At 58.8% G+C, this 23,021-nt stretch carries 22 protein-coding genes; 8 read left to right on the forward strand and 14 right to left on the reverse strand.

Features of this window, described 5'->3' with window-relative positions; translation table 11 throughout:
* From lpxA to rpsB, 13 genes are all read right to left on the reverse strand, one after another.
* Entirely contained in the window at positions 1–768 is a 768-nt protein-coding gene (gene lpxA / locus CFN46_RS12625) for an acyl-ACP--UDP-N-acetylglucosamine O-acyltransferase (RefSeq protein WP_088743712.1), read from the reverse strand.
* Positions 765–1,208, reverse strand: coding sequence for a 3-hydroxyacyl-ACP dehydratase FabZ (gene fabZ, locus CFN46_RS12630; RefSeq protein ID WP_035159064.1), 444 nt, complete (start codon positions 1,206–1,208; stop codon positions 765–767). The genes lpxA and fabZ overlap by 4 nt, the downstream gene beginning before the upstream one ends.
* A 175-nt stretch (positions 1,209–1,383) precedes the next feature.
* Positions 1,384–2,421, reverse strand: coding sequence for a UDP-3-O-(3-hydroxymyristoyl)glucosamine N-acyltransferase (gene lpxD, locus CFN46_RS12635; RefSeq protein WP_088743713.1), 1,038 nt, complete (start codon positions 2,419–2,421; stop codon positions 1,384–1,386).
* Between the two features lie 91 nt (positions 2,422–2,512).
* Positions 2,513–3,025, reverse strand: coding sequence for an OmpH family outer membrane protein (locus tag CFN46_RS12640; protein ID WP_024951253.1), 513 nt, complete (start codon positions 3,023–3,025; stop codon positions 2,513–2,515).
* 119 nt (positions 3,026–3,144) lie between these two features.
* A complete protein-coding gene (gene bamA / locus CFN46_RS12645; protein ID WP_176426471.1) occupies positions 3,145–5,481 on the reverse strand; it encodes an outer membrane protein assembly factor BamA in 2,337 nt (778 codons plus the stop codon).
* Positions 5,482–5,725: 244 nt separating this feature from the next.
* On the reverse strand, positions 5,726–7,081 hold the full coding sequence (rseP, locus tag CFN46_RS12650) for a sigma E protease regulator RseP (RefSeq protein WP_088743714.1): 1,356 nt from the start codon (positions 7,079–7,081) through the stop codon (positions 5,726–5,728).
* A gap of 86 nt (positions 7,082–7,167) precedes the next feature.
* Complete coding sequence (gene ispC / locus CFN46_RS12655) at positions 7,168–8,397, reverse strand: 1-deoxy-D-xylulose-5-phosphate reductoisomerase (RefSeq protein WP_088743715.1); 1,230 nt, start codon at positions 8,395–8,397, stop codon at positions 7,168–7,170.
* On the reverse strand, positions 8,394–9,197 hold the full coding sequence (locus CFN46_RS12660; RefSeq protein WP_088743716.1) for a phosphatidate cytidylyltransferase: 804 nt from the start codon (positions 9,195–9,197) through the stop codon (positions 8,394–8,396). The genes ispC and CFN46_RS12660 overlap by 4 nt, the downstream gene beginning before the upstream one ends.
* Entirely contained in the window at positions 9,197–9,940 is a 744-nt protein-coding gene (gene uppS, locus CFN46_RS12665) for a polyprenyl diphosphate synthase (RefSeq protein ID WP_024951248.1), read from the reverse strand. The genes CFN46_RS12660 and uppS overlap by 1 nt, the downstream gene beginning before the upstream one ends.
* A gap of 55 nt (positions 9,941–9,995) precedes the next feature.
* Complete coding sequence (gene frr, locus CFN46_RS12670) at positions 9,996–10,553, reverse strand: ribosome recycling factor (protein WP_024951247.1); 558 nt, start codon at positions 10,551–10,553, stop codon at positions 9,996–9,998.
* Positions 10,554–10,557: 4 nt separating this feature from the next.
* Complete coding sequence (pyrH, locus tag CFN46_RS12675; RefSeq protein ID WP_024951246.1) at positions 10,558–11,298, reverse strand: UMP kinase; 741 nt, start codon at positions 11,296–11,298, stop codon at positions 10,558–10,560.
* Between the two features lie 116 nt (positions 11,299–11,414).
* A complete protein-coding gene (gene tsf / locus CFN46_RS12680) occupies positions 11,415–12,284 on the reverse strand; it encodes a translation elongation factor Ts (RefSeq protein ID WP_088743717.1) in 870 nt (289 codons plus the stop codon).
* Between the two features lie 179 nt (positions 12,285–12,463).
* Entirely contained in the window at positions 12,464–13,198 is a 735-nt protein-coding gene (gene rpsB / locus CFN46_RS12685) for a 30S ribosomal protein S2 (protein ID WP_024951245.1), read from the reverse strand.
* Between the two features lie 313 nt (positions 13,199–13,511).
* On the opposite strand from rpsB, the gene map reads away from it, so the two are divergent.
* From map to CFN46_RS12720, 7 genes are all read left to right on the forward strand, one after another.
* Positions 13,512–14,303 (forward strand): type I methionyl aminopeptidase, encoded by a 792-nt coding sequence (gene map / locus CFN46_RS12690; protein WP_088743718.1) that lies wholly within the window; start codon positions 13,512–13,514, stop codon positions 14,301–14,303.
* Positions 14,304–14,308: 5 nt separating this feature from the next.
* Complete coding sequence (locus CFN46_RS12695; protein WP_088743719.1) at positions 14,309–17,020, forward strand: [protein-PII] uridylyltransferase; 2,712 nt, start codon at positions 14,309–14,311, stop codon at positions 17,018–17,020.
* A 166-nt stretch (positions 17,021–17,186) separates the two neighbouring features.
* On the forward strand, positions 17,187–18,386 hold the full coding sequence (gene dapC, locus CFN46_RS12700) for a succinyldiaminopimelate transaminase (protein ID WP_024951243.1): 1,200 nt from the start codon (positions 17,187–17,189) through the stop codon (positions 18,384–18,386).
* A gap of 37 nt (positions 18,387–18,423) precedes the next feature.
* Entirely contained in the window at positions 18,424–18,780 is a 357-nt protein-coding gene (locus CFN46_RS12705; protein ID WP_024951242.1) for an arsenate reductase, read from the forward strand.
* 38 nt (positions 18,781–18,818) lie between these two features.
* Positions 18,819–19,844 (forward strand): 2,3,4,5-tetrahydropyridine-2,6-dicarboxylate N-succinyltransferase, encoded by a 1,026-nt coding sequence (gene dapD, locus CFN46_RS12710; protein ID WP_024951241.1) that lies wholly within the window; start codon positions 18,819–18,821, stop codon positions 19,842–19,844.
* Positions 19,845–19,996: 152 nt separating this feature from the next.
* Entirely contained in the window at positions 19,997–21,193 is a 1,197-nt protein-coding gene (gene dapE / locus CFN46_RS12715; RefSeq protein WP_035159090.1) for a succinyl-diaminopimelate desuccinylase, read from the forward strand.
* The gene (locus CFN46_RS12720) at positions 21,190–21,615 is read left to right on the forward strand and encodes a hypothetical protein (RefSeq protein ID WP_024951239.1); all 426 of its coding nucleotides are present in this window, start codon (positions 21,190–21,192) and stop codon (positions 21,613–21,615) included. The genes dapE and CFN46_RS12720 overlap by 4 nt, the downstream gene beginning before the upstream one ends.
* A 131-nt stretch (positions 21,616–21,746) precedes the next feature.
* Here CFN46_RS12720 and CFN46_RS17815 read toward each other — a convergent pair whose 3' ends face one another.
* Positions 21,747–22,211, reverse strand: a complete 465-nt coding sequence (locus tag CFN46_RS17815) for a cold-shock protein (protein WP_024951238.1) — start codon at positions 22,209–22,211, stop codon at positions 21,747–21,749.
* Between the two features lie 497 nt (positions 22,212–22,708).
* Here CFN46_RS17815 and CFN46_RS12730 point away from each other — a divergent pair, with 497 nt between their 5' ends.
* Positions 22,709–22,966, forward strand: a complete 258-nt coding sequence (locus CFN46_RS12730; RefSeq protein ID WP_051510737.1) for a SlyX family protein — start codon at positions 22,709–22,711, stop codon at positions 22,964–22,966.
* Positions 22,967–23,021: the final 55 nt, after the last annotated feature.

The raw sequence follows: 23,021 nt of genomic DNA on the forward strand, positions 1-23,021 counted from the left end.
CTAGCGTGTCAAACCGCGAGTAGACGCCTTGAGCGAGGTGATGAAAATATCACGCTCGGCAAGTGGGGGTTCGGCTTCCAGCTGCTCGAGTGCCTGCGCCAACGTCAGCCCCTGACGGAAGACCGTCTTGTAGGCTGTATTCAGCGCAGAGATGGTCTCCCGAGCAAAGCCACGACGCTTGAGGCCAACGCTATTGAGGCCATGGGCCTCAGCAGGATGGCCGTTGACCATCACGAAGGCAGCGATGTCCTTGGTAATGATGGAGCCGCCGCCGGCCATGGCATGCTCGCCGACATGACAGAACTGATGCACGGCAGACAGTCCACCCAGAATGACGTGGTTGCCAACATGGACATGGCCGCCAAGCGTCGCCTGGTTGGCCATTATGCAGTCGTCACCGATGATGCAATCATGGCCAACATGGGCGTACGCCATGAGCAGGTTACGACTGCCGATACGCGTGAGGCTGGCATCCTGGACAGTACCACGGTGCAGCGTCACGCCTTCGCGAATGACATTGTCATCCCCAATTTCCAGCCGAGTTGGCTCACCAGCGTATTTCTTGTCCTGACAGTCTTCGCCTATCGACGCAAACTGAAAGATACGATTACGCTCACCGATGATGGTAGTGCCCTTGATGACGACGTGCGGCCCCACCACCGTGCCAGCGCCGATCTCGACATCGGCCCCGATCACGCAAAACGGACCGATCTCGACATCATCGGCCAAGCGGGCGCCGGGATCGACAATGGCAGTAGGATGTATCAAGCGACCTTCCTCTCAGCACAGATGATTTCGGCCTCACAGACCACGTCGCCGTCGACCTTGGCCTGACAGGCGAATTTCCAGATTCCGCGCTTTTCGCGTAGCACTCGGGCACTGATCTCAAGCTGATCACCCGGCATCACTGGACGTTTGAAACGTACCTTGTCACTACCAACGAGATAATAGATGTAGCCATCAGCAGGACGCTTATCGACAGTCTTGAAGCCCAGAATACCAGCCGCCTGAGCCATGGCTTCCACGATCAGCACACCCGGCATGATCGGGTGACCCGGGAAGTGGCCATTGAAAAACGGCTCATTGATGCTCACATTCTTGCGCGCAACGATGTACTCGCCAAGGGTCAGCTCCATGACCCGATCGACCAGCAGGAAAGGATAGCGGTGCGGGAGATACTCACGGATCTCGTTGACGTCCATAACCATTGGCTTACAACCTCTGAAATAACGAAATGCCTGCCGCGCTCGGGCAGGCATGTAATGACGGTCCGGACCGCCGTTCAGGCAATGGCGCGCATTATAGCGTCCTTGCGCGTGGCTAGCAGCCGCTCATTGACCAAGAGGTCACCGAGCAAGCACGAGAAGCCCTTCAGAACAGGAGCTACTTGTCCTTCAGACGCTTCTCAACCTGGTTCAAACGCCGCGCCAGCTGGTCGAGTTGCTTGAAGCGCACCGCATTGCGACGCCACAAGCCATTATCCATCGCACCGGTGCCGGAAGAATAAACACCCGGCTTGCTGATGGAATTAGTGACCAGACTCATGCCAGTTACCTGCACGCCGTCACAAATCTCCAGATGGCCTGCCAGGCCGACACCACCGCCCATCAGGCAGTAACGCCCCACCTTGGTAGAGCCGGCAATGCCGACACAGCCTGCCAGCGCAGAGTGATCGCCAATCTGCACGTTGTGCGCAATCTGTACCTGAGAGTCGATCTTGACGTCATTGCCAATAATCGTGTCGCCCAGTGCGCCTCGATCAATGCTCGTACAGCTACCCACTTCCGCATCATCACCGATCAGCACACCGCCCAGCTGGGCAATCTTGTGCCAACCCTTGCCGTCGTGCGCAAAACCGAATCCATCAGCCCCGATCACACAACCACTGTGCAGCACGGCACGCGCCCCGATCATCACACCATGATAGAGCGTGACATTCGGGTGCAGCAGAGCACCCTCGCCTACCGAGCTATCGGCCCCGATGACGCAACCAGCCAGAATGCGGGAATTATCACCGACACGAGCACCCGGACCGATCACGACCTGAGGACCGATTTCGACATTTGCCCCCAGTTGCGCAGTCTCATCAACGACAGCACTGGCGTGAACACTCGTTTGCGGTGTTCCTGCCAGCGGGTCAAACAGACGCGACAGCTCAGCGTAAGCCAGGTACGGATTGTCCAGCACCAGTGCGTTGCACTTGCATTCCTCGAGATGACTCTCGTGAAGCAGGACAGCAGTGGCCTCGGATTCACCTAAATACTTGAGATAGGCGCGGTTAGCGAGGAAGGCGATATCGCCTGGCGCAGCATCCACCAAGGTCGACAAACCGGAGACGCGAACTGCTGGGTCACCGACGAGCCGAGCGCTCAGGCGCTCGGCCAAATCCTCGAGAGTGTAGGAGAATTGTTGCTTTTTCATTCTGTCTCTGGGCGCTGGGCGCCTCTGGCTCGCATTCGTGTTGGCATACTCGGATGCAACACACCCCGCACGCTCAGCGCGCGGAATGCACTCAGTTGAGCGAGTTGAACACCTGAGTCACTTCATCAGTCAGGTCAAGCCCGTCCTTGCTGTAGACCGTCGCATTGCGATCTACCACCAGCTCAACACCGTGCTTGTCGACCACTTTCTGGATGGCCTGATCAAGTTTCGGCTTGGACTGCTTGAGGAAAGCCTGTTCCGCCTGCTGCTGCTGCTGCTGTACCTGACCGCGTAGCTGCTGGAACTGGCCGCCCTTCTGGCGTAGTTGCTGCTGCACAGACTGACGCTCGGAATCAGACATCACCGCGCCATCTTTCTGCAGCTTCGCCTGAAGGGACTCGAGCTCCTTGGCAAGTGCCTTGGCCTGATCCTGCTTGCCGGCCAGCTGGTTCTTGAGCTGATTCATGGAACGCTTGGCAGTGTCAGAGCTGAGCAACGCCTGACGCCAGTCAATGACAGCAACATCAGAGGCCTGTGCCAGCATTGGAGTTGCAAAGGCGGCGAGGCCACCTGCCAGACACAGCGCGCGGGTCAATTTACGCATCACAATAACTCCTTGTTGTAGGCCTGTTGTTCGATAACCGACGGCAGAACAGGAACGGCGGCGCCGGTGGTCGTGGCAAAGAGCCGCACCGGCATCAGCGGGTGCGGCATAAAACGACCCTAGAAGGTCTGGCCCAGTGAGAACTGGAAGACCTCGGTATCATCGTCATCATCGCTGCCGATCGGTTGCGCGACACTGAAGGTCAACGGCCCCACCGGCGTGATCCACGACAAACCGATACCTGCGCTGTAATTCAGATCACCCAGATCCACACCGCTTTCACAGCTGCTGCTGTAGCTGGAACTCACGTCATAGCAAGAAGTCTGGAACGTGTTACCGGCATCGACGAAGAATGACGGCTGGACGCTACGCTTGTCCTTCACGAAGGGCATCGGGAAAATCAGATCGATTCCGCTTTCAATCAGGATGTTACCGCCCAGGGTATCGTCATCACCATCGTCAACTTCCGTGGAGGACTGGCCCAAGGTATTTGAGCTATAACCTCGCACGCTGCCAAGGCCGCCCGCATAGAAGTTCTTGAAGAACGGATAGCTGTCGCCAGAGAACGAGTTGGCGTAGCCCAGTTCGGTACGGAACTTGAGTGACCAGTCATCATGCAGCTCGAAGAGCTTCTGGCCCTTGTAGCGGAACTTATAATAATCCGCATCAGAGCCGGGAACAGCAACCTCAAGTGACAAGGTCTGCGAACTCCCCGCCGTCGGCAAGATGCCGCGGTTGAGGTTGTTGCGCGACCAACTGGCGGTCAGCTTGTAGAGATTGAAGTCTTCGCCTTCATCCTCGAGGTACTCGGTGACTTCTGACGGGCTGTCATCGAAGTCCTTCACACGCACGAATTCATAGCCGGCACCGAAGTTCAGACGCGACAGCTCATTGATCGGATAACCGAAGTTGATGCCGCCACCAAAGCTGTCTGTCGCATAGCTTGCAACATCATCATCATCGTCATAGTCCACCTTGCGGTAGAAGATGTTGTAGCCACGAGAGATGCCGTCCAGCGTCCAATACGGGTCGGTATAACCGAAGCTGACGTTGGTGTAGTCATCCGACTTCTGGGCATTGATGTTGACTTCGTTACCGGTGCCCAGGAAGTTCTTCTGCGACAGGCCGACCCCGTAGATGACACCATCACCCTGCGAGAAACCGACAGACGCCGAGATAGAGCCTGACGGCTGCTCTTCGACATTGTAGTTGACGTCCAGCTGATCCGGCTCTCCAGCCACAGGACGAGTATCAACATCGACCTGCTTGAAGAAGCCAAGACGTTCAAGCTTCTGCTTGGACTGCTTGATCTTGTCGGTAGAGGCCGGTGCACCTTCATATTGGGTCATTTCACGACGCAGGACTTCGTCTGCGGTCGTGGTATTCCCCTTGAAGTTGATGCGACGCACATAAGCACGCTTACCCGGATCGACAGCGAAGGTCAGATCGACGGTATCGGTCTCCTCATTCACCTCGGGGATAGCGTTGACCTTGGCAAAGGCAAAGCCATCGGCGCCGAGCGCCTGGCGCAGCGCCTCGCTGGAGGCCGTCACCTCGCGCTGAGAGTACAGGGCGTCCGGTGCCAGCTTGACCAGGTCACGCGCACGCGGCTCCTTCATCTTGATGTCGCCCGCAAAACCGATCTTGCCAATCTTGTACGGCTTACCTTCGTCGACATTGATGGTGACAAAGATTTCGGACTTGTCCGGTGAGATGGAGACCTGAGTCGAGCGCACCTGGAAGTTGACGTAGCCGCGATCAAGATACCAGGACTTGAGTGTCTCGATATCGCCAGTCAACTTCTCGCGGGAATACTCGTCATCAGAGAACCAACCGAAGAACCAGCCTGGGCGATCCTCGAGTTCCAGTTGTTCGCGCAGGGTCTCATCATCGAAGGCACTGTTGCCGACGATATTGATCTGATGAATCTTGGCGACCGTACCTTCCTTGACGTCGATATTGACCTGCACGCGATTGCGCTCAAGTTCTTCGACTGAGGTTTCGATACGTGCGCTATAACGTCCCTGAGCCTGATAGACACGCTCAAGCTCACGCTGCATTTCTTCCAGCGTGGAGCGTTGCAGCACCTGTCCTTCAGCCAACCCAGCTTCCTTGAGGCCCTTGCGCAGGTCCTCATCGGGAATCTGAGAATTACCATCAATTTCGATCTTGGAGATGGTAGGACGTTCGACGACATCGATGATCAATACATCGCCGTCACGCTTGAGGCGTATGTCATCGAACAAGCCAGTGTCGAATAGCTGACGCGCCGCAGAGGACAAATCATCCTCTGCGACATTCTGATCTGCAGACACGGGGAAGGCGTTGAAGACAGTGCCCGCAGACACACGCTGGAGCCCCTCTACCCTGATGTCCGATACTTTGAAAGACGCGGCCAAGGCGCCCTGGCTGGCCCCGAGCAGCGCAGCTGCCAATCCAATGGTCTTGAGTTTCATGCAGTCGCTTCGCTTCTCTGGATTCCGCCCGCTTGGGTGAACAGGCACCTTATACACAACCCCCTGCAACTGACAAGACAGCTATCAGCGGAGGTCGGTAATCGGGGCCGAAGTCGTGTGGGCATGATGACGGGAGTTGGGCACATTGACCAGCCCGCGCAATGAATTGACCCTCATGGGCACTGACAGTTCAGATTCGGTTCATATTGCCGAGGTAGCGATACACCTTCCCCGGCCGAATTCATCACCACAGACGCATGAGGTCGAAGTAGATGGCCATCAGCATGAGCGATCCTACCAGTGCCATGCCGATCTTGAGGCCTGCATTCTGCACTTTCTCGGACAATGGCTTACCACGAACAGCCTCGATCAAATAGAACAGCAGGTGCCCCCCGTCCAACACGGGAATGGGCAGCAGGTTCAATACGCCAAGACTGATAGAGAGATAGGCCATGAAACTCAAGAATGATTCAAGTCCGGAGCGCGCCGTATCACCCGCAATACGCGCAATGGTAATCGGGCCTGACAGGTTGGAGGGGGCAATCAATCCCACCAGCATCTTGCGAATGGAATCGAGCGTCAATACGGTCATTTCACTGGTCTTTCCGATCGCCTGACCCACAGCTGCGAGCGGACCATAGCTCAGCTCGCGTTGATATTCAGCCGGCCAGCTGATGTTCTCGACGCCCGCCCCCACCTGGCCAATGGTACGGCCATCTTCCAGAGAGTGACTGGCCGGTGTCAGTGACAAGGTCTGCTCGCCACCCTCGCGCGCGATCAAGACTGACAATGTCTCGCCTGGCGCGCCGCGCACCCTCTCAACGAAATCGATCCAATCGACCACCAACATGCCATCGATGCTGACGATGCGATCCCCTGCCTTGAAGCCGGCTGCCTGTGCGGCGCCGTCATCCAGCACCTGCCCCAACACTGCGGGCAACTGTGGACGCCAGGCAGTGATGCCCAGCGTTGCCAGTGGACGCGGCGGATCCTGGTCGACCAAGAAGTGATTGACCGCAAGCGCCTGCTCACGCGTCACGCTGGCACCGGCAGCACGCGTGGTGATACTCAAGCGATCATCGCCGATGGCACCGATCAACCGGAGGTTTATCTCGTCCCACGAACGCGTCGGCTGCCCATTGATCGCGACTATCTCAGCCTTGGGTGAAAGTCCCGCCTGCGCTGCTGGTGAATCCGCCGTCACGCCACCGATCATCGGTACCACAGTGGTAGTACCCGCGACGAAGAGTGCCCAGTAGGCAAAGATGGCAAGCAGGAAGTTGGCGAGCGGCCCGGCACAGACCACCGCGATGCGCTTCCATACGGATTTGGTATTGAAGGCAAGATGGCGCTCTGAGGGATCAACCGGACCTTCGCGCTCATCCAGCATCTTGACATAACCGCCCAGCGGTATCGCTGCCAACCCATACTCTGTGCCATGACGATCCGTCCACGACCACAGCGGCTTACCGAAGCCGATGGAGAAGCGCAACACCTTGATACCGCAACGGCGTGCGACCCAGAAATGGCCATATTCATGGATGGTGATCAGCACACCCAGCACGACAATCACCGCAAGAATATTCTGGATCACACCCATCATTCGCTCCTGGAAATTAGTGCCCGACATGGGCAGCCCGCCCACCGCTTCTCATATCGAGAGTGGCAGGCGGGCCAAGGTACGACTCAGGGACCGAGAACGGCAAGCTGTGCGCTGGCCAGTTCACGTGCAGCGGCATCTTCAGACAAGATGACCTCAAGGCCATCCACCACCTGAGGTGGTCGCGCCTGCATCACCGCCTCAACCAGCAGGGGGATACGATCAAAGGCCAGCTGGCCTTCAAGGAAGGCCGCGACAGCGACTTCATTGGCAGCATTCATCACCGCAGGCCAGGTACCGCCCGCCGCAATAGCTTCACGCGCCAACCGCAGACACGGGAAGCGCTCTTCATCGGCGGCGCGAAAATCGAGCCGCGCAACCTGAAACAGATCGAGTGGTTCGACACCAGCATCGATGCGTTCCGGCCATGCCAGCGCGTAGGCAATCGGCGTACGCATGTCCGGGTTACCCATCTGCGCCAGTACCGAGCCATCGCTATAAGCTGCCATTGAGTGAATGACGCTCTGTGGGTGCACTACGACCTGAATGTCATCGGGGCGACAGGCGAATAGCCAGCAAGCCTCAATCAGCTCCAACCCCTTGTTCATCAAGGTGGCGCTATCCACTGAAATCTTGCGCCCCATCGACCAGTTGGGATGCGCGCAGGCCTGTGCTGGTGTTACCGCTGCCAGACGCTCTGGCGGCCACTCCGTTTCATCACGAAAGGGGCCACCAGACGCCGTCAGCAATAATTTTTCGACGCCGATCGGGGCAAGTCCTTCTCGATGCTGAGCCGGCAGGCATTGGAAGATGGCGTTGTGCTCGGAATCGATCGGCAGCAAGGTCGCACCATGCTGCTTCACAGCATCCATGAATAACTGACCGGCACACACCAGCGCCTCCTTGTTGGCCAGCAAGACACGCTTGCCAGCACGCACAGCGGCCAGCGTCGGCAGCAAGCCTGCGGCACCGACAATCGCCGCCATCACGCTGTCGACTTCAGGCGCTTCGCTGATATCGACCAACGCCTGCTCACCGTAACGGACTTCGATCGGCGCACCGGTATAGCTCTCAATACCTGACAGTGCTTCACGCAGCACTTCTGCTGCGCCAGCAGACCCGATCACGACCACCTGAGGCCGGTGCGTCAGGCACAGCGCCAACAACGCTTCATGCCGGCTGGCGGCGCTCAGGGCGTGTACGCAGTAGCGCTCAGGGTGGCGCGTTATCACATCCAGCGTGCTGGACCCGATGGAGCCAGTAGCACCGAGGATAGTAATGCGCTGTCGAGCAGGAAGGGGGGCGGCGGCACTCATGCGCCACCTCCCAGGATCCATGGCAGCAATAGTGCGAACATCGGCACTGCTGCTGTCAGGCTATCGATACGGTCCATGATGCCACCATGCCCCGGTAACAGCTGACTGGAGTCCTTCAGCTTCCGCTCACGCTTGAACATGCTCTCGAGCAGATCTCCCAGTACCGAGACAGCCGTCACCCCCAGCGTGACCACCAGCAGCGGCAGCCAGTCGGCCTGCCCTGCCAGTGCATAGCCGGTGGCCAGCAATCCGGTGGCGACCAGCCCGCCGTAGACGCCTTCCCAGGACTTGCCCGGACTGACACGTGGCGCCAGCTTGCGCTTTCCGAATCGCTTGCCAGAGAAATAGGCACCGATATCCGCCGCCCACACCATCAGAAGTACGTACAGCAGCCACTCAGCACCACCGGCCTTGAGCTGAATGAGCCCAAACCAGGTCGGCAGCAATGCCAATGCACCCACGCCCAGACGCACGCCTATTGCACGCCATTCCTGACTTGCAGCGGGATAGCGCATCACCCAGCGCAGATTGATTGCCCATGCCATCGCCGCCAGATACAGCGGCCAACGTGCTTCAAGACCATCCGACATACCCGCCAGCAGCATCAGAACGACCAGTGTCAGCGGAAATAGCAGACGAGCCTTACCCGCACTCACACCGGATAGATTGGCCCATTCCCAAGCGCCCAGCGCCACTATGCCGCCGGTAAAGACGGCAAAGGGCGCGCCATCGAGGCCGAACAACCCCAACAGTGCCAGTGGCGCGAGAATAACTGCGGTAATAATACGTTGTCTGAGCACTAGAGCCCCTCGGCGTCGAGTTGTTCGCTGGTCATGCCATAACGACGCTGACGCAGGGCATAGGCATTGAGCGCCTCATCAAAGGCCGCCGCATCGAAATCAGGCCATAGCACCGGCGAGAAGTAGAACTCGGCGTAGGCCAACTGCCAAATCAGGAAGTTGGAGATACGCTGCTCGCCGCTGGTGCGGATACATAGATCCACTTCCGGCAACTCATGCAGACATACCTCAGCACCTAAACGCTCTTCGTTGATATCGGCTGCCATCAGCTCACCACGCTCGACCTGCTCCGCCAGACGACGAGCCGCCTCAGCGATATCCCAGCGGCCACCGTAGTTGGCACAGATCACCACGTGCATGCCGCGGTTATCGCGCGTCATGTCTTCGGCGCTCTGAATATGCTTCTGAATAGAACTGGAAAAACGACTGCGCTCACCGATGACGGAGAGGCGAATATCATGACGATGAAGCTTCTTGACCTCACGCTTGAGCGCCATGAGGAACAATTCCATCAGCGCGCTGACCTCATTGGCCGGACGCTTCCAGTTTTCACTGGAGAAAGCAAAAAGGGTCAGCACCTCGACGCCCTGCTCAGCAGCGCGACGAATGGTACTGCGGACGGTCTCGGCACCGGCACGATGGCCGCGTATGCCTGCCCAGCCGCGGGATTTTGCCCAGCGGTTGTTGCCGTCCATGATGATCGCCACATGGCGTGGCGTAGAGAGGGAATTCGGTGACGTCATGGGGTCTCACTACGAGCACCGGATGCCGCCGACAGAGCGCCGGCGACAGACCCGATCAGACCTGCATCAGGTCGGTTTCCTTGTGCTCCAGAGCACTGTCGACTTCCGCCACATACTTGTCGGTCAGCTTCTGGATCTCATCTTCTCCGCGACGTGCATCGTCCTCGGACACGTCCTTGTCCTTGAGCAGGCTCTTGATGTCGCCGTTGGCATCACGACGAACATTGCGGAGTGCAACACGGGCGTTTTCGGCTTCAGCGCGCGCTTGCTTGGTGTAACCACGGCGCGTCTCTTCCGTCAGCATCGGCATCGGGACACGAATCACGTCACCGTTAGAAGACGGGTTGAGGCCCAGGTCGGAGGTCATGATCGCCTTCTCGACCTTCTGCACCATAGGCTTTTCCCACGGCACAACTGTCAGGGTACGCGCGTCTTCGGTGGTGATGTTCGCCACCTGATTCAGCGGTACCTGACTGCCATAATAATCGACGGTCACGGCATCCAGAATACTCGGATGCGCACGCCCCGTACGGATCTTGCTGAAGGCGGCACCGAGAGACTCGATGGTCTTCTTCATACGTGCTTCGGCGTCTTTCTTGATGTCGTTGATCACAAACTTACCCTCTTCTGTCAATCAGCGTGCCTTCCTTGCCACCCACCACCAGGTTGAGCAGCGCGCCTACCTTGTTCATGTTGAACACCCGCACCGGCATGTCATGGTCACGCACCAGACAGATGGCGGTCAAATCCATCACGCCAAGCTTCTGATCAAGTGCGTCGTCGTAGCTCAGACTGTCGTACTTCACGGCATCCGGATATTTGACCGGATCCTTGTCGTAGACACCATCGACCTTGGTTGCCTTGATGACCGCGTCTGCATCGATCTCGATACCACGCAGACAGGCCGCGGAATCGGTCGTGAAGAACGGGTTACCGGTTCCGGCGGAGAAGATGACCACATCTCCCGACGTCAGATAGCGAATCGCGGTACGGCGATCGTAATGCTCGACCACACCACTCATCGGAATGGCAGACATCACGCGAGAGCGAATATTGGAGCGCTCAAGAGAATCGCGCAGCGCCAGACCATTCATGACAGTCGCCAGCATACCCATATGATCACCGGTCACACGCTCCATACCAACTGCCTGCAGGGCTGCGCCGCGGAACAGGTTACCGCCACCGATCACGATGCCGACCTGGACGCCGATACCCACCAACTGACCGATTTCCAGCGCCATGCGATCAAGCACCTTAGGATCGATACCAAACTCGCCATCGCCCATCAGGGCCTCACCGGAAAGCTTGAGCAGTATGCGCTTGTACTTGGCATTGCGTTCAGCGGGAATGGTGGCCATGCGAAACTCTCCTGATACTGACACTACGGGGAACGGGGTGGCCCGAAGGCGGGGGCCAGATACACGATGGCGTGCGACTATGCGCACGCCATCGTGAGAACGGAATCAGTCAGCCATTACGCGCGGCTGACCTGCTCCCGGACTTCAGCTGCGAAGTCGACTTCTTCCTTCTCGATACCTTCACCGACTTCCATGCGTACGAAGGACACCACTTCACCACCGGCGGCCTTGGTAAACTCGGCGACGGTTTGGTTCGGATCCTTGACGAACGGCTGTTCGGTCAGGCTGTTCTCAGCCAGATACTTCTTCAGACGACCCAGGGACATCTTCTCGGCGATTTCTGCCGGCTTGCCAGCCATGTCCGGCTGAGCAAGGATGATGGCCTTTTCTGCGTCCATCTGTTCCTGCGGCATGTCGGACGGACGTGCACAGACCGGATTGACGGCTGCGACGTGCATGGAAACGTCCTTGGCCACTTCACCAGTACCACCGGTGAGCAGCGTCAGCGCAGCGATACGACCGCCGTGGACGTAACCACCGACGACACCGCCAGCAGGCGCTTCGACCACTGCAGCACGACGAACGGAGATATTCTCACCGATCTTCTGAACCAGTTGGCCACGAGTATCTTCCAGCTCACCTTCCATCAGGGAGGCGATATCGGTGTTCTTGGTAGCGAACACGCGATCGGCGATCAGGTTGGTGAAGGCCTTGAAATTGTCATCACGAGCGACGAAGTCGGTCTCGGAGTTGATTTCGACCATCACACCATAGCTGGCATCGTCGGCGACCTTGATGACGATGGCGCCTTCAGCGGCCACACGGCCAGCTTTCTTGGAGGCCTTCAAGCCGGAGTTCTTGCGCAGGTTCTCAATCGCCAGCTCGATGTCACCACCGGCTTCGGTAAGAGCCTTCTTGCATTCCATCATGCCGAGCGCAGTACGCTCACGCAGTTCCTTTACCATAGATGCACTGATAGCTGCCATGGGATGAAACCTCTGTCGTGTCGACGTCTTTGAATACGGGAATTCGGTCACGACCGCACAAGGCGGTCGCAAATGAGGGGGCCGTGGCCCCCTCATTGCTTGACCTGACTGCCGTTGGGCTAGGCCATGCTGCCTCAGTATAGCGCAGCGTTCATGACAGTCAGATCAAGCCGCCAGGATCACTCAGCTGCGTCTTCTTCAGCCGCAGTCTCGACGAACTCACCGGCCAGCTCTTCTTCCTTGTTCTTGCCACAGGCGTTTGCAATTGCCTGGACATAGATCTGGATGGCGCGGATGGAGTCATCGTTACCCGGGATGACGTAGTCCACGCCGTCCGGGTTGGAGTTGGTATCGACGACGCCGATGACCGGGATGCCCAGCTTGTTGGCTTCGTTGATCGCGATGCGCTCGTGGTCAACGTCGATCACGAACATTGCGTCCGGCAGGCCGCCCATGTCCTTGATACCGCCGATGGAACGCTCGAGCTTGTCTTGCTCACGAGTGGCCATCAGGACTTCTTTCTTGGTCAGCTTCGCGAAGGTACCGTCTTCATGCATCTGCTCGAGTTCACGCAGACGCTTGATGGACTGACGGATCGTCTTGAAGTTGGTCAGCATGCCGCCCAACCAACGATGGTTGACGTACGGCTGGCCTGACTTGCGAGCTTCTTCCTTGATGATCTTGCCGGCAGCGCGCTTGGTGCCCACGAACATGATCTTGTTGCCATTGGCAGCCATCTTCTCGACCACAGCGACGGCTTCATTCAGTGCCGGCAGGGTGTGCTCAAGGTTGATGATGTGGATCTTGTTGCGAGCGCCGAAGATGAACTTGGACATCTTCGGGTTCCAGTACTTGGTCTGGTGACCGAAGTGTGCGCCTGCCTTGAGCAGATCGCGCATGTTGACTTGCGCCATGTGAATATCTCCTGGATATCGGGTTGGGCCTCCACGTCCCCCATGGATCCGACCGCTTGCGCGGCACCCGGGACCATGTGACGGAACGTGTGTGGATTGGGGTTATGTACGCGTTTCTGCAAGCGATTGCCGTTTGGTCTGCCTAGAGGTGACCTGTCGGGTAAATTTGCAGGAAAGCGCGCGGCTTTATACCATAGCTCAACTGCGATATGAAGTCGTCGATGTCCTGGCGGATATGCGACCCATCCAGTCGCCACCCCGCCACGCGCGGTCTAGCGGCGTTTCGCCTCCCTCATTCCCACCTCGAGTCCTCATGAACATTCCCATCAAGACAGCTGAAGAAATCGACAAGATGCGCGTCGCCGGCCGTCTGGCGGCCGAAGTACTGGAAATGCTCGACGAACACGTTCGTGCCGGAGCCACTACCGGCGAACTCAACAGCATCGCGCACCATCACATCACCGAGATTCAGGGCTGCATTCCGGCACCGCTCGATTATCACGGCTTCCCCAAGTCCATCTGCACCTCGATCAACCATGTGGTGTGTCACGGCATCCCTGATGACAACAAGAAGCTGAAAAAGGGCGATATCCTCAACATCGATATCACCGTGATCAAGGATGGCTACCACGGCGACACCTCAAAGATGTACATCGTCGGCGAGCCGACCATCCAGGCCGAGCGCCTGTGCCGCGTCACCCAGGAATGCCTCTACAAGAGCATTGAACTGGTACGCCCGGGCGTACGACTGTCAGAACTGGGGCGTGTCATTCAAAAACATGCAGAGTCCGCAGGTTATAGTGTCGTGCGCGACTTCTGTGGTCACGGCATCGGTGCTGGCTTCCATGAAGATCCGCAGGTGCTGCATTATGATGGCTATGAAGCACGTGCTGACGCAGAGCTACTCGAAGGCATGTGCCTGACCATCGAACCGATGGTCAATGTCGGCGGCTACAAGGTGAAAGTCCTCAAGGATGACTGGACCGCTGTCACCAAGGACAAGAGCCTGTCTGCCCAGTGGGAACATACACTGCTGGTCACGGCTACCGGCGTCGAGGTGCTCACGCGTCGCGATGAAGAGGACTTCTCCTTCCTCGAGGGTTGATCACGATGCTCCTGCACCACTACCACTTCGTCGAACGCGAAGCGCTTTACGACGCCGCCACCTTCGATCGCGAGCTGGCCACGACGAAGACGCCCATCCCACTGTTCAAGCGGGCATTGGCGCAGGTTCAGGAGCGGCTTGAAACCCGCTTCAAGGCAGGCGCCGATATCCGCGACCTCATTCATGGTCGTGCCCGCGCATTGGACCGCCTGCTGGCCATCGCTTGGCATCGACAGGCCTGGCCGGACACGGGCATTGCACTGCTCGCCGTGGGCGGCTATGGCCGCGGCGAACTGCACCCTCATTCTGATATCGACCTGTTGCTGCTATTGGAGCAGGACGATGACACGCACTATCGCGAAGCGCTGTCCGCCTTCATCACCTTCTTATGGGATATCGGGCTCGAGATCGGCCAGTCAGTGCGCTCGTTGAATGATTGCGAGCGTGAGGCACGCGCTGATGTCACCGTCATCACCAACTTGCTCGAGTCGCGCATTGTCGCCGGGCCTCAGCGGCTACGCGAAGCCATGCGCGAACGGCTGGCGACCGAACACCTGTGGCCAGCCGAGGCCTTCTTCGAGGCCAAGTGGCAGGAGCAAATCACTCGTCACCACAAGTTCGCCAACACCGAGTATCACCTCGAGCCCAACATCAAGTCATCACCGGGCGGGCTGCGCGATATCCAGATGATCGGTTGGGTCGCCAAACGCCACTTCGGGGTTGAGCGCTACGACAATCTCGTCGAGTTGGGTTTCATGAACGATGCCGAGCTGCGCATCCTCAGCCAGGGCCAGGCCTTCCTGTGGCAGGTACGCTTTGCCCTGCACATGCTGGCCGGCCGCGCCGAGGACCGCCTGTTATTCGATCACCAGCGTGCTATCGCTGAGCTATTTGGCTTCATCGACACGCCGGAGCACCTCGCGGTCGAGCAGTTCATGAAGCGCTACTACCGTCACGTCACCGCGCTGGCCGGCCTCAACGACATGCTGCTGCAGCATTTCGATGAGGCAATTCTACGGCGCGATGAATCCGTCAGCACCATACCGCTCAATGCACGTTTCGAGATTCGCAGTGGCTATATCAGCCTGCGCGAAGAAGGTGTGTTTCGGCGGCGTCCTGCCGCGCTGCTGGAGCTATTTCTGCTAATGGCGCAGCATCCGGAAATCGAAGGCGTGCGCGCTGACACCATCCGTGCGCTGCGCGATCATCGCCATCAGATCGATGATGCCTTCCGTGACGATGTCCGCCATCAGAGCCTGTTCATGGAGCTGATGCGCTGCGGCGGCAACGTGCCCCGCGTACTCAAGCGCATGGCGCGCTACGGGATTCTCGGCAAGTATCTACCGGCCTTCGGTCGTGCCGTGGGGCTGATGCAGCACGATCTGTTCCATGTCTATACGGTGGATGCTCATACGCTGCGCCTGCTCAAGGTCGCGCAGGAATTTCGCGCGCCAGATGCCGAGGAAGAGTTTCCGGTTGCGGTCGCCCTGATTCGTGAACTGCCCAAGCTGGAACTGCTGTGGATCGCTGGGCTCTATCACGATATCGGCAAAGGGCGTGGTGGCGATCACTCAGAACTTGGAGCGCTCGAGGTAGAAGACTTTGCGCAGCGCCATGCACTCAGCCTGCGTGATACCCGTACGCTGAGCTGGCTGGTGCGCCATCACCTACTGATGTCAATGACCGCTCAAAAGCAAGACATCGCCGACCCGGAAATCATCACGCGCTTTGCTGAAATCGTCGGTGACGAGACGCATCTGGATTATCTCTACGTGCTGACGGTAGCTGATATCAACGCCACCAACCCCTCGCTGTGGAACGGCTGGCGTGCATCGCTATTACGTCAGCTACACATGGAAACCCGACGCGCACTACGACGCGGGTTAGAACATCCACCGGAGCGTCACGAGTGGATTGCTGAAACACGTGAAGAAGCACTCTCGCTACTGATCGGCATGGGCACCACACGCAGCGATGCCGAGGCGCTGTGGGCCAGCCTGGGCGATGACTATTTCGTGCGCTACGCCCCCAGTGAAGTCGCATGGCATACCCAGGGCATTCTCGCGTGCCAGGCCGCTCCCCAGTACGACGCAAACGGTGAGCCGCTGCCATTGGTGCTGACCAGCGCACCGACCGAAGAGATGACCGAAGGTGGCACCAAGGTCTTCATCCACACCCGCTCGGTTGACAACCTGTTCGCTGCTACCGCTGCTGCACTTGAGCAGCTGGGCTTGTCGATTCACGATGCACGCATCGCCACCTCCAGCCACAACTGGACACTCAACACTTTCATCCTGCTGGATGACGATGGCGAGCCAATCCGCGATACCGCGCGCCTGACCGACATTCGTACGCATCTGGTGGAGGAGTTGGACGACCCCGATGACTACTCGGTCATCGTCAATCGCCATACACCACGTCAGCTCAAGCACTTCCGCATCGCGCCGCGCATCACGCTAAGTCAGGATTACACCAACGGTCGCAGCGTGTTGGAAGTGGTCGCCTCGGACCGCCCGGGCCTGCTGGCGCGCATCGGCCGTGTGTTCATGGAGCAAGAAATCGCCATCGATGCCGCCAAGATCGTCACCCTTGGCGAGCGGGTAGAAGATATCTTCTTCATCACTGATCGCGACGGCGACCCCATTACTGACCCTGCTCGTCAGGAGCGTCTGCGCGACGCCCTGACGGAGGTCCTTGAAGTCGGCGAACGCGGCTAGATCAGCACATAGAGAGGCTGGGCGGCGCGCACACGATTGAGGGTACCGCCTCGCTTCCTTATAATTGCGAATCGACTTGCATGGCCGTCCAACACAGTCGCCGGACGCCTTTTCCTCTTGCTCGGCCCTATGCGTCACGCCCACGGCCATCACCCATGGAATGTGCATGAATCCGGATCTCGACCAGCTCAAGCCCTACCCGTTTGAAACCTTGGCCAAGCTGCGAGAAGGCATCGCCCCTAACCCGGCGCTGGAACCTATCGCACTGACCATTGGCGAGCCACGCCATGCACCGCCCGAGTTCGTACTCGACACCCTGCGCGAGCACATCATGGGCGTGGCCAAGTACCCCGCTACCGGTGGCATGCCGGAGCTGCGCACAGCCATCGCCCAGTGGTTAGAGCGTCGCTTCTCACTCAATGCCACACCCGATATCGAGCGACAGGTGCTGCCGGTCACCGGTACCCGCGAAGCGCTATTTTCCTTCATCCAGGCCGCGCTGGACCGCACCCGCCCTGCGCGCGTACTGGTGCCAAATCCTTTCTATCAAATCTATGAAGGTGCGACGTTACTGGCCGGTGGTGAAGTGACCTACCTGCCCTGCCCCGCCGAGAACGGCTTCCGCCCCGACTACGCCGCGGTGCCGGCCGATGTCTGGCGTGACACCCAAATCGTCTTCATCTGCTCGCCGGGCAATCCCACCGGCGCGGTAACGCCGCTGGCCGACTTCCAGCAGCTGATTCGCCTCGCGGATGAGCACGACTTCCTGATCGCCTCTGATGAGTGCTATTCGGAGCTGTATCTCGACGAATCCACACCGCCGCCAGGCCTGCTGCAAGCCTGTGCCGCCATGGGTCGCGATGACTACGCGCGCTGCGTGGTCTTCCACTCGCTGTCCAAGCGCTCCAACCTGCCGGGGTTACGCTCCGGTTTCGTGGCCGGCGATGGTGAGGTGATCCGTCGCTTCCGTCATTACCGCACCTATCATGGCTGCGCGATGCCGCAACATCACCAGTACGCCTCCATTGCCGCCTGGAATGACGAGGCGCACGTGCTAGCCAACCGTGATGCCTACCGCGAGAAATTTGCCGCGGTGACCAAGATATTGGCACCGGTAATGGACTTCCCGACCCCCGAAGCCAGCTTCTACCTCTATCCCGCCGTACCAGGTGGAGACGATGCTGCCTTCACGCGTGATCTGCTGCGCGAAGAGGCCGTGGGCGTACTGCCCGCCAGCTATATGGCACGTGAAGTGAACGGCGTGAATCCGGGAGCAGGACGCATTCGTCTGGCACTGGTGGCCGAGCTTGAACAGACCATCGAAGCCGCCCAGCGCCTGCGTCGTTTCGTGGAACGCATCCACTGAGCTCTGCTATTTCTCAAGGCCACTCAAGGAGATCGTCATGCACGTGCTCTACGGCATCAAGACCTGCGACACCTGCCGCAAGGCACGTCGCGCACTCGATACTCAAGGAGTGCCCTATCGCTGGCACGACCTGCGCGAGGACGGCCTCTCCGCCAGCCTGCTGGAATTCTGGCTGGAGCGCACCGCATGGAGCAATCTGCTCAACAAGCGCAGCACCAGCTGGCGCGCGCTAGGCGATGAACAACGTGACAGCATCGATGCCAACAGTGCACGTGCGCTGATGCTGGAGCATCCGACCCTGATCAAGCGCCCCATTCTCGAGCGACATCATGCCGAAGATGAGGTGGATCTGGTGATCGGCTATGACAAAGCGGTCTATGAACCGCAAGACTGACACCCTCTTTTTTACTGGACACCCTGGAGATTGACACGATGTTGAGCCTTGCCCTCGGAATCGGCACCCAGAACACCACCGGCGACTGGCTGGAAGTCTACTATCCTGCCCCGCTGCATACGCCGAACGCTGCCGTCGCTGACGCCGCTCGCAAGGCACTGGACGCGCCGGCTGGCACCACCGCCACCAGCTTCCTGCCGGAACACTGCGCCGCACTGGCCAGCGCCCTGCGTGACGCCGGTGACAGCGCTCAGGCTGAGCTGGCTGAAAGCCTGGCGGCCTCCCAGCGCCCGCTGGTCGCCATGTTCATCGAGGAAGACGCCGCACCGCAGAGCGTGCCGGAGGTCTACCTCAAGCTGCACCTGCTGTCCCACCGCATGGTTCGCCCGCACGGCATCGACCTGACCGGCATGTTCGGACTGCTCAAGAATGTCGCCTGGACCAGCGAAGGTGCCATCGACATCGAAGAACTGCCGGCGCGTCGCCTCAAGGCTCGCCTGGAAGGTCGCACCCTGTCCGTGGACTGTGTCGACAAGTTCCCGAAGATGACCGACTACGTGGTGCCGACCGGCATTCGCGTCGCCGACACCTCACGTGTGCGTCTGGGTGCCTATCTGGGTGAAGGCACCACCGTGATGCACGAAGGCTTCTGCAACTTCAATGCCGGCACCGAAGGCCCGGGCATGATCGAAGGCCGCATCGCCGCGGGCGTCTTCGTCGGCAAGGGCTCTGACCTGGGCGGCGGCTGTTCCACCATGGGCACCCTGTCCGGTGGCGGCAACATCGTCATCAAGGTCGGCGAAGGCTGCCTGATCGGTGCCAACGCCGGTATCGGCATCCCGCTGGGCGATCGCTGCACCGTGGAAGCTGGCCTCTACATCACCGCCGGTACCAAGGTCATGGTCTTCGACAACAAAGGTCAGGAAGTCGAGACGGTCGCGGCACGTGAGCTGGCGAGCCAGGACGACCTGCTACTGCGTCGCAACTCCGTCACCGGCCGTGTCGAATGCCTCACCAACAAGAGCGCCATCGCACTCAATGATGCCCTGCACGCACACAACTGATGCGTGTGGCGAGTGACTGTCGGACATGACTTTCCGGCCACTCGCGGTACCTTCTGGCCCGGACGCGTCCGGGCCAGTCTGACGATCTACGTCACTCCCCCCGAATTCCGCGCTGTCGCTCCTCGCGACGACGCCTGCAGCGATGGCCCATGATGACTGATTCACACGCACCGCTTCCGCCACGCCCTTCTGACCTCTCACCGACACTGGAGCTGGCGTTCGACCTGATCGAACGCCCCTCCGTCACGCCAGATGACCTGGATTGCCAGGCACTGATGATCAAACGTCTGGAAGCCATCGGATTCGAGATCACACGCTTGCCGTTCGGCGATGTCGAGAATTTCTGGGCGGTGCGCGGCCATCATGGCCCTGTAATGGCCTTCGCTGGCCATACCGACGTCGTACCGACCGGCCCTGAGGCCAACTGGCAGTACCCGCCATTCTCGCCGTGCATCGACGCTGACGGCTTCCTGTGTGGCCGTGGCGCGGCTGACATGAAGGGTTCACTGGCGGCGATGCTGACCGCCACCGAACGCTTCGTGACTGCGTACCCGGACCACGAAGGCCGTATCGCCTTCCTGATCACGTCTGATGAAGAAGGCCCTGCAGTCCACGGCACCCGTGCGGTGGTCGAATATCTACGTGAACACCACGAGCGTCTCGACTATTGCATCGTCGGCGAACCGTCCTCCACCGACTATGCCGGTGACGTCATCAAAAATGGCCGCCGTGGCTCACTGGGCGCGGTGATGCGTGTGCGCGGCGTTCAAGGCCATGTCGCCTATCCTCACCTGGCACGCAACCCGATCCACGAAGCAGCACCGGCGCTGACCGCACTGACCGCTGAGCATTGGGACGACGGCAATGAGTTCTTTCCGGCGACCAGCTTCCAGATTTCCAACATTCGTGGCGGCACCGGCGCAACCAATGTCATTCCCGGTGAGCTGGAAGTCGTATTCAACTTCCGCTACTCCACCGCGCTGACAGCTGATGATCTCAAACGTCGCACCCACGAAATTCTCGCGGCGCACGGGCTGGACGTGGAGATCGACTGGACCTTGAACGGCGAGCCCTTCCTGACGCCGGAGGGTGCGCTGGTCGATGCTGCCATCCACGGCGTGGCGCGTGCACTGGGTCGCAAGCCAGTGTTGTCCACCTCTGGCGGCACCTCCGATGGACGCTTCATCGCAACCCTCGGCACTCAGGTCGTTGAGCTAGGCCCGGTCAATGCCACCATTCACAAGATTGACGAACGTGTGATGGCCAGCGATCTGGATCAACTCTCCAGCGCCTATGAGCACATCCTCGAATACCTGTTCGTCCCCACGACCCGTGAGGCCACGGCATGAGCCATACCATTGACACTATCGACGCCGATGCTGGCGATGAGCAGTATCCAGATATCGAAATCTATCTGAAGCCGCTCAGCCTCGAGGCGCTCGGTGCCTGGCTGAGCGAACTGTTCGGGCAGGTGGTGGTATTTCAACCCGCAGGCAGACTTCAGCATCGCACACGCCTGACACGTGATGGTGACGACATTGCATTGCTGGTGGTAGAAAAAGTGGCCAATGGCTTCGCTAGTCTATGGTTCGACAGTGCAGCAACACCATGGGCACGTGATGTGGACTGCGCCCGCGCTGTTGCCGCTGCCCTACAGGTAGAGAGCCGCTGCTCGCTAGGCAGCTGGCAGCCCGGCGATGAGCCAGACCGCTTTTATCGCATCTTGCCGGATGGTAGCGAAGAGGCCTTTACCTGGCCCGACAAGGGTTGAGCAAATACGCCGCTCTTGCTCGTTAGCCAATGCATCATCGCCAGATACAAGAACGCCCCGCAGACAGAGCCTGCGGGGCGTTCTTGTTTTCACCATGGTCTCCCGTACTGCTCAGGAGACCATGTCACTGATCAGGTGATGACAGTGACATCATCAGCCTGCAGGCCACGTTCATTACTGATGATGTGATAACGCACTTTCTGACCTTCAGCCAACGTGCGATGGCCCTTGCCACGAATGGCACGGAAGTGAACGAAAACATCTTCACCACTCTCACGAGTCACGAAGCCGTAACCCTTGTTGACGTTGAACCACTTGACCTCGCCGATCTCACGATCGTCGTCTTCGACTTCAGCCATGGCAGCAGTACGCGGTGACAGCGCCGGAATGGCTAGCGTCGCGACCAATAGCAGAATAAAGACAGCAGCAGCGGCAGCTGCATAAGCCAGCTCAAAACCCGGCACACTCAATGCATCGTTCAGCGTGGTAGCCAACTCGCCACCGGTCAGCGTAATGAAGACAGCAATCAGCAACGGTGCCGGCAGTGCCAGCAACACACTGATGATGAAACAACGGAAGAACGTCTTGGAACTCATCAAGATAAACTCTCTCAAGTAATGGATGTAGGTAGATCGCGACAGGGCAGAAGGCAGTGCTTCAGATGATCCGTATCAGAATATTCTGCCTCAGTCGCAGCAAGGACAGCGACCCGGATACCCGGCGGTGACTTGCAAAAGGCCCGCTGGGGTGTCGGGAAATCTGTCTGAACGCAGCGCCTCACGGCGGTGCCCGTAGCCCGCACTGACACAAGGAGTGACAGGTTGACCACGTCTTGGCTCGTGGTGCAGGTTACCCTGCATCAGTCGATGGAACCGGCAGTAGAAAGCTTCGAGGAGACCTCGACGCCATCTTTTACCGTCAACAGGTGCGTTACACGAAAAAGGAGTAAATCGCACCATAATCAGTCTATCACGGCTCACCCATGCACGCCTGATGCTACTCAGGTGCAATACTTCAACCCTTATCATTCTTCATGGCACGACAGCACTTCTGACTCGACGCCTTAACTATCACATCTCAGCGGAGCGCATTGATGATGCCAACCTCTCTCGATCCTGAGCTTGAAACCCGCTTGGAAGCTCTCGAGTCTCGTCTCGCTCATCAGGATGACTGGCTCGACACGCTAGACCGTACGGTGATCACTCAGCAGCGTCAGATAGAGTCACTTGAGCGTCTTAATGCATTGATGGCGACTCAGCTTCGCTCCCTACGTGAGCCAGTCAACGAGGGAGTCCAGAGGGAAAGCGAAGATCACACGCCGTTGCAAGACGAGCTGCCGCCTCACTACTGATCTTTTCAGGATCGAGTCAGGCAAACCCGCTCTGCAACGTAAACCGGCCCCGCAG

Source organism: Cobetia sp. QF-1 (assembly GCF_002213105.1).
GTDB classification, from domain to species: domain Bacteria; phylum Pseudomonadota; class Gammaproteobacteria; order Pseudomonadales; family Halomonadaceae; genus Cobetia; species Cobetia crustatorum.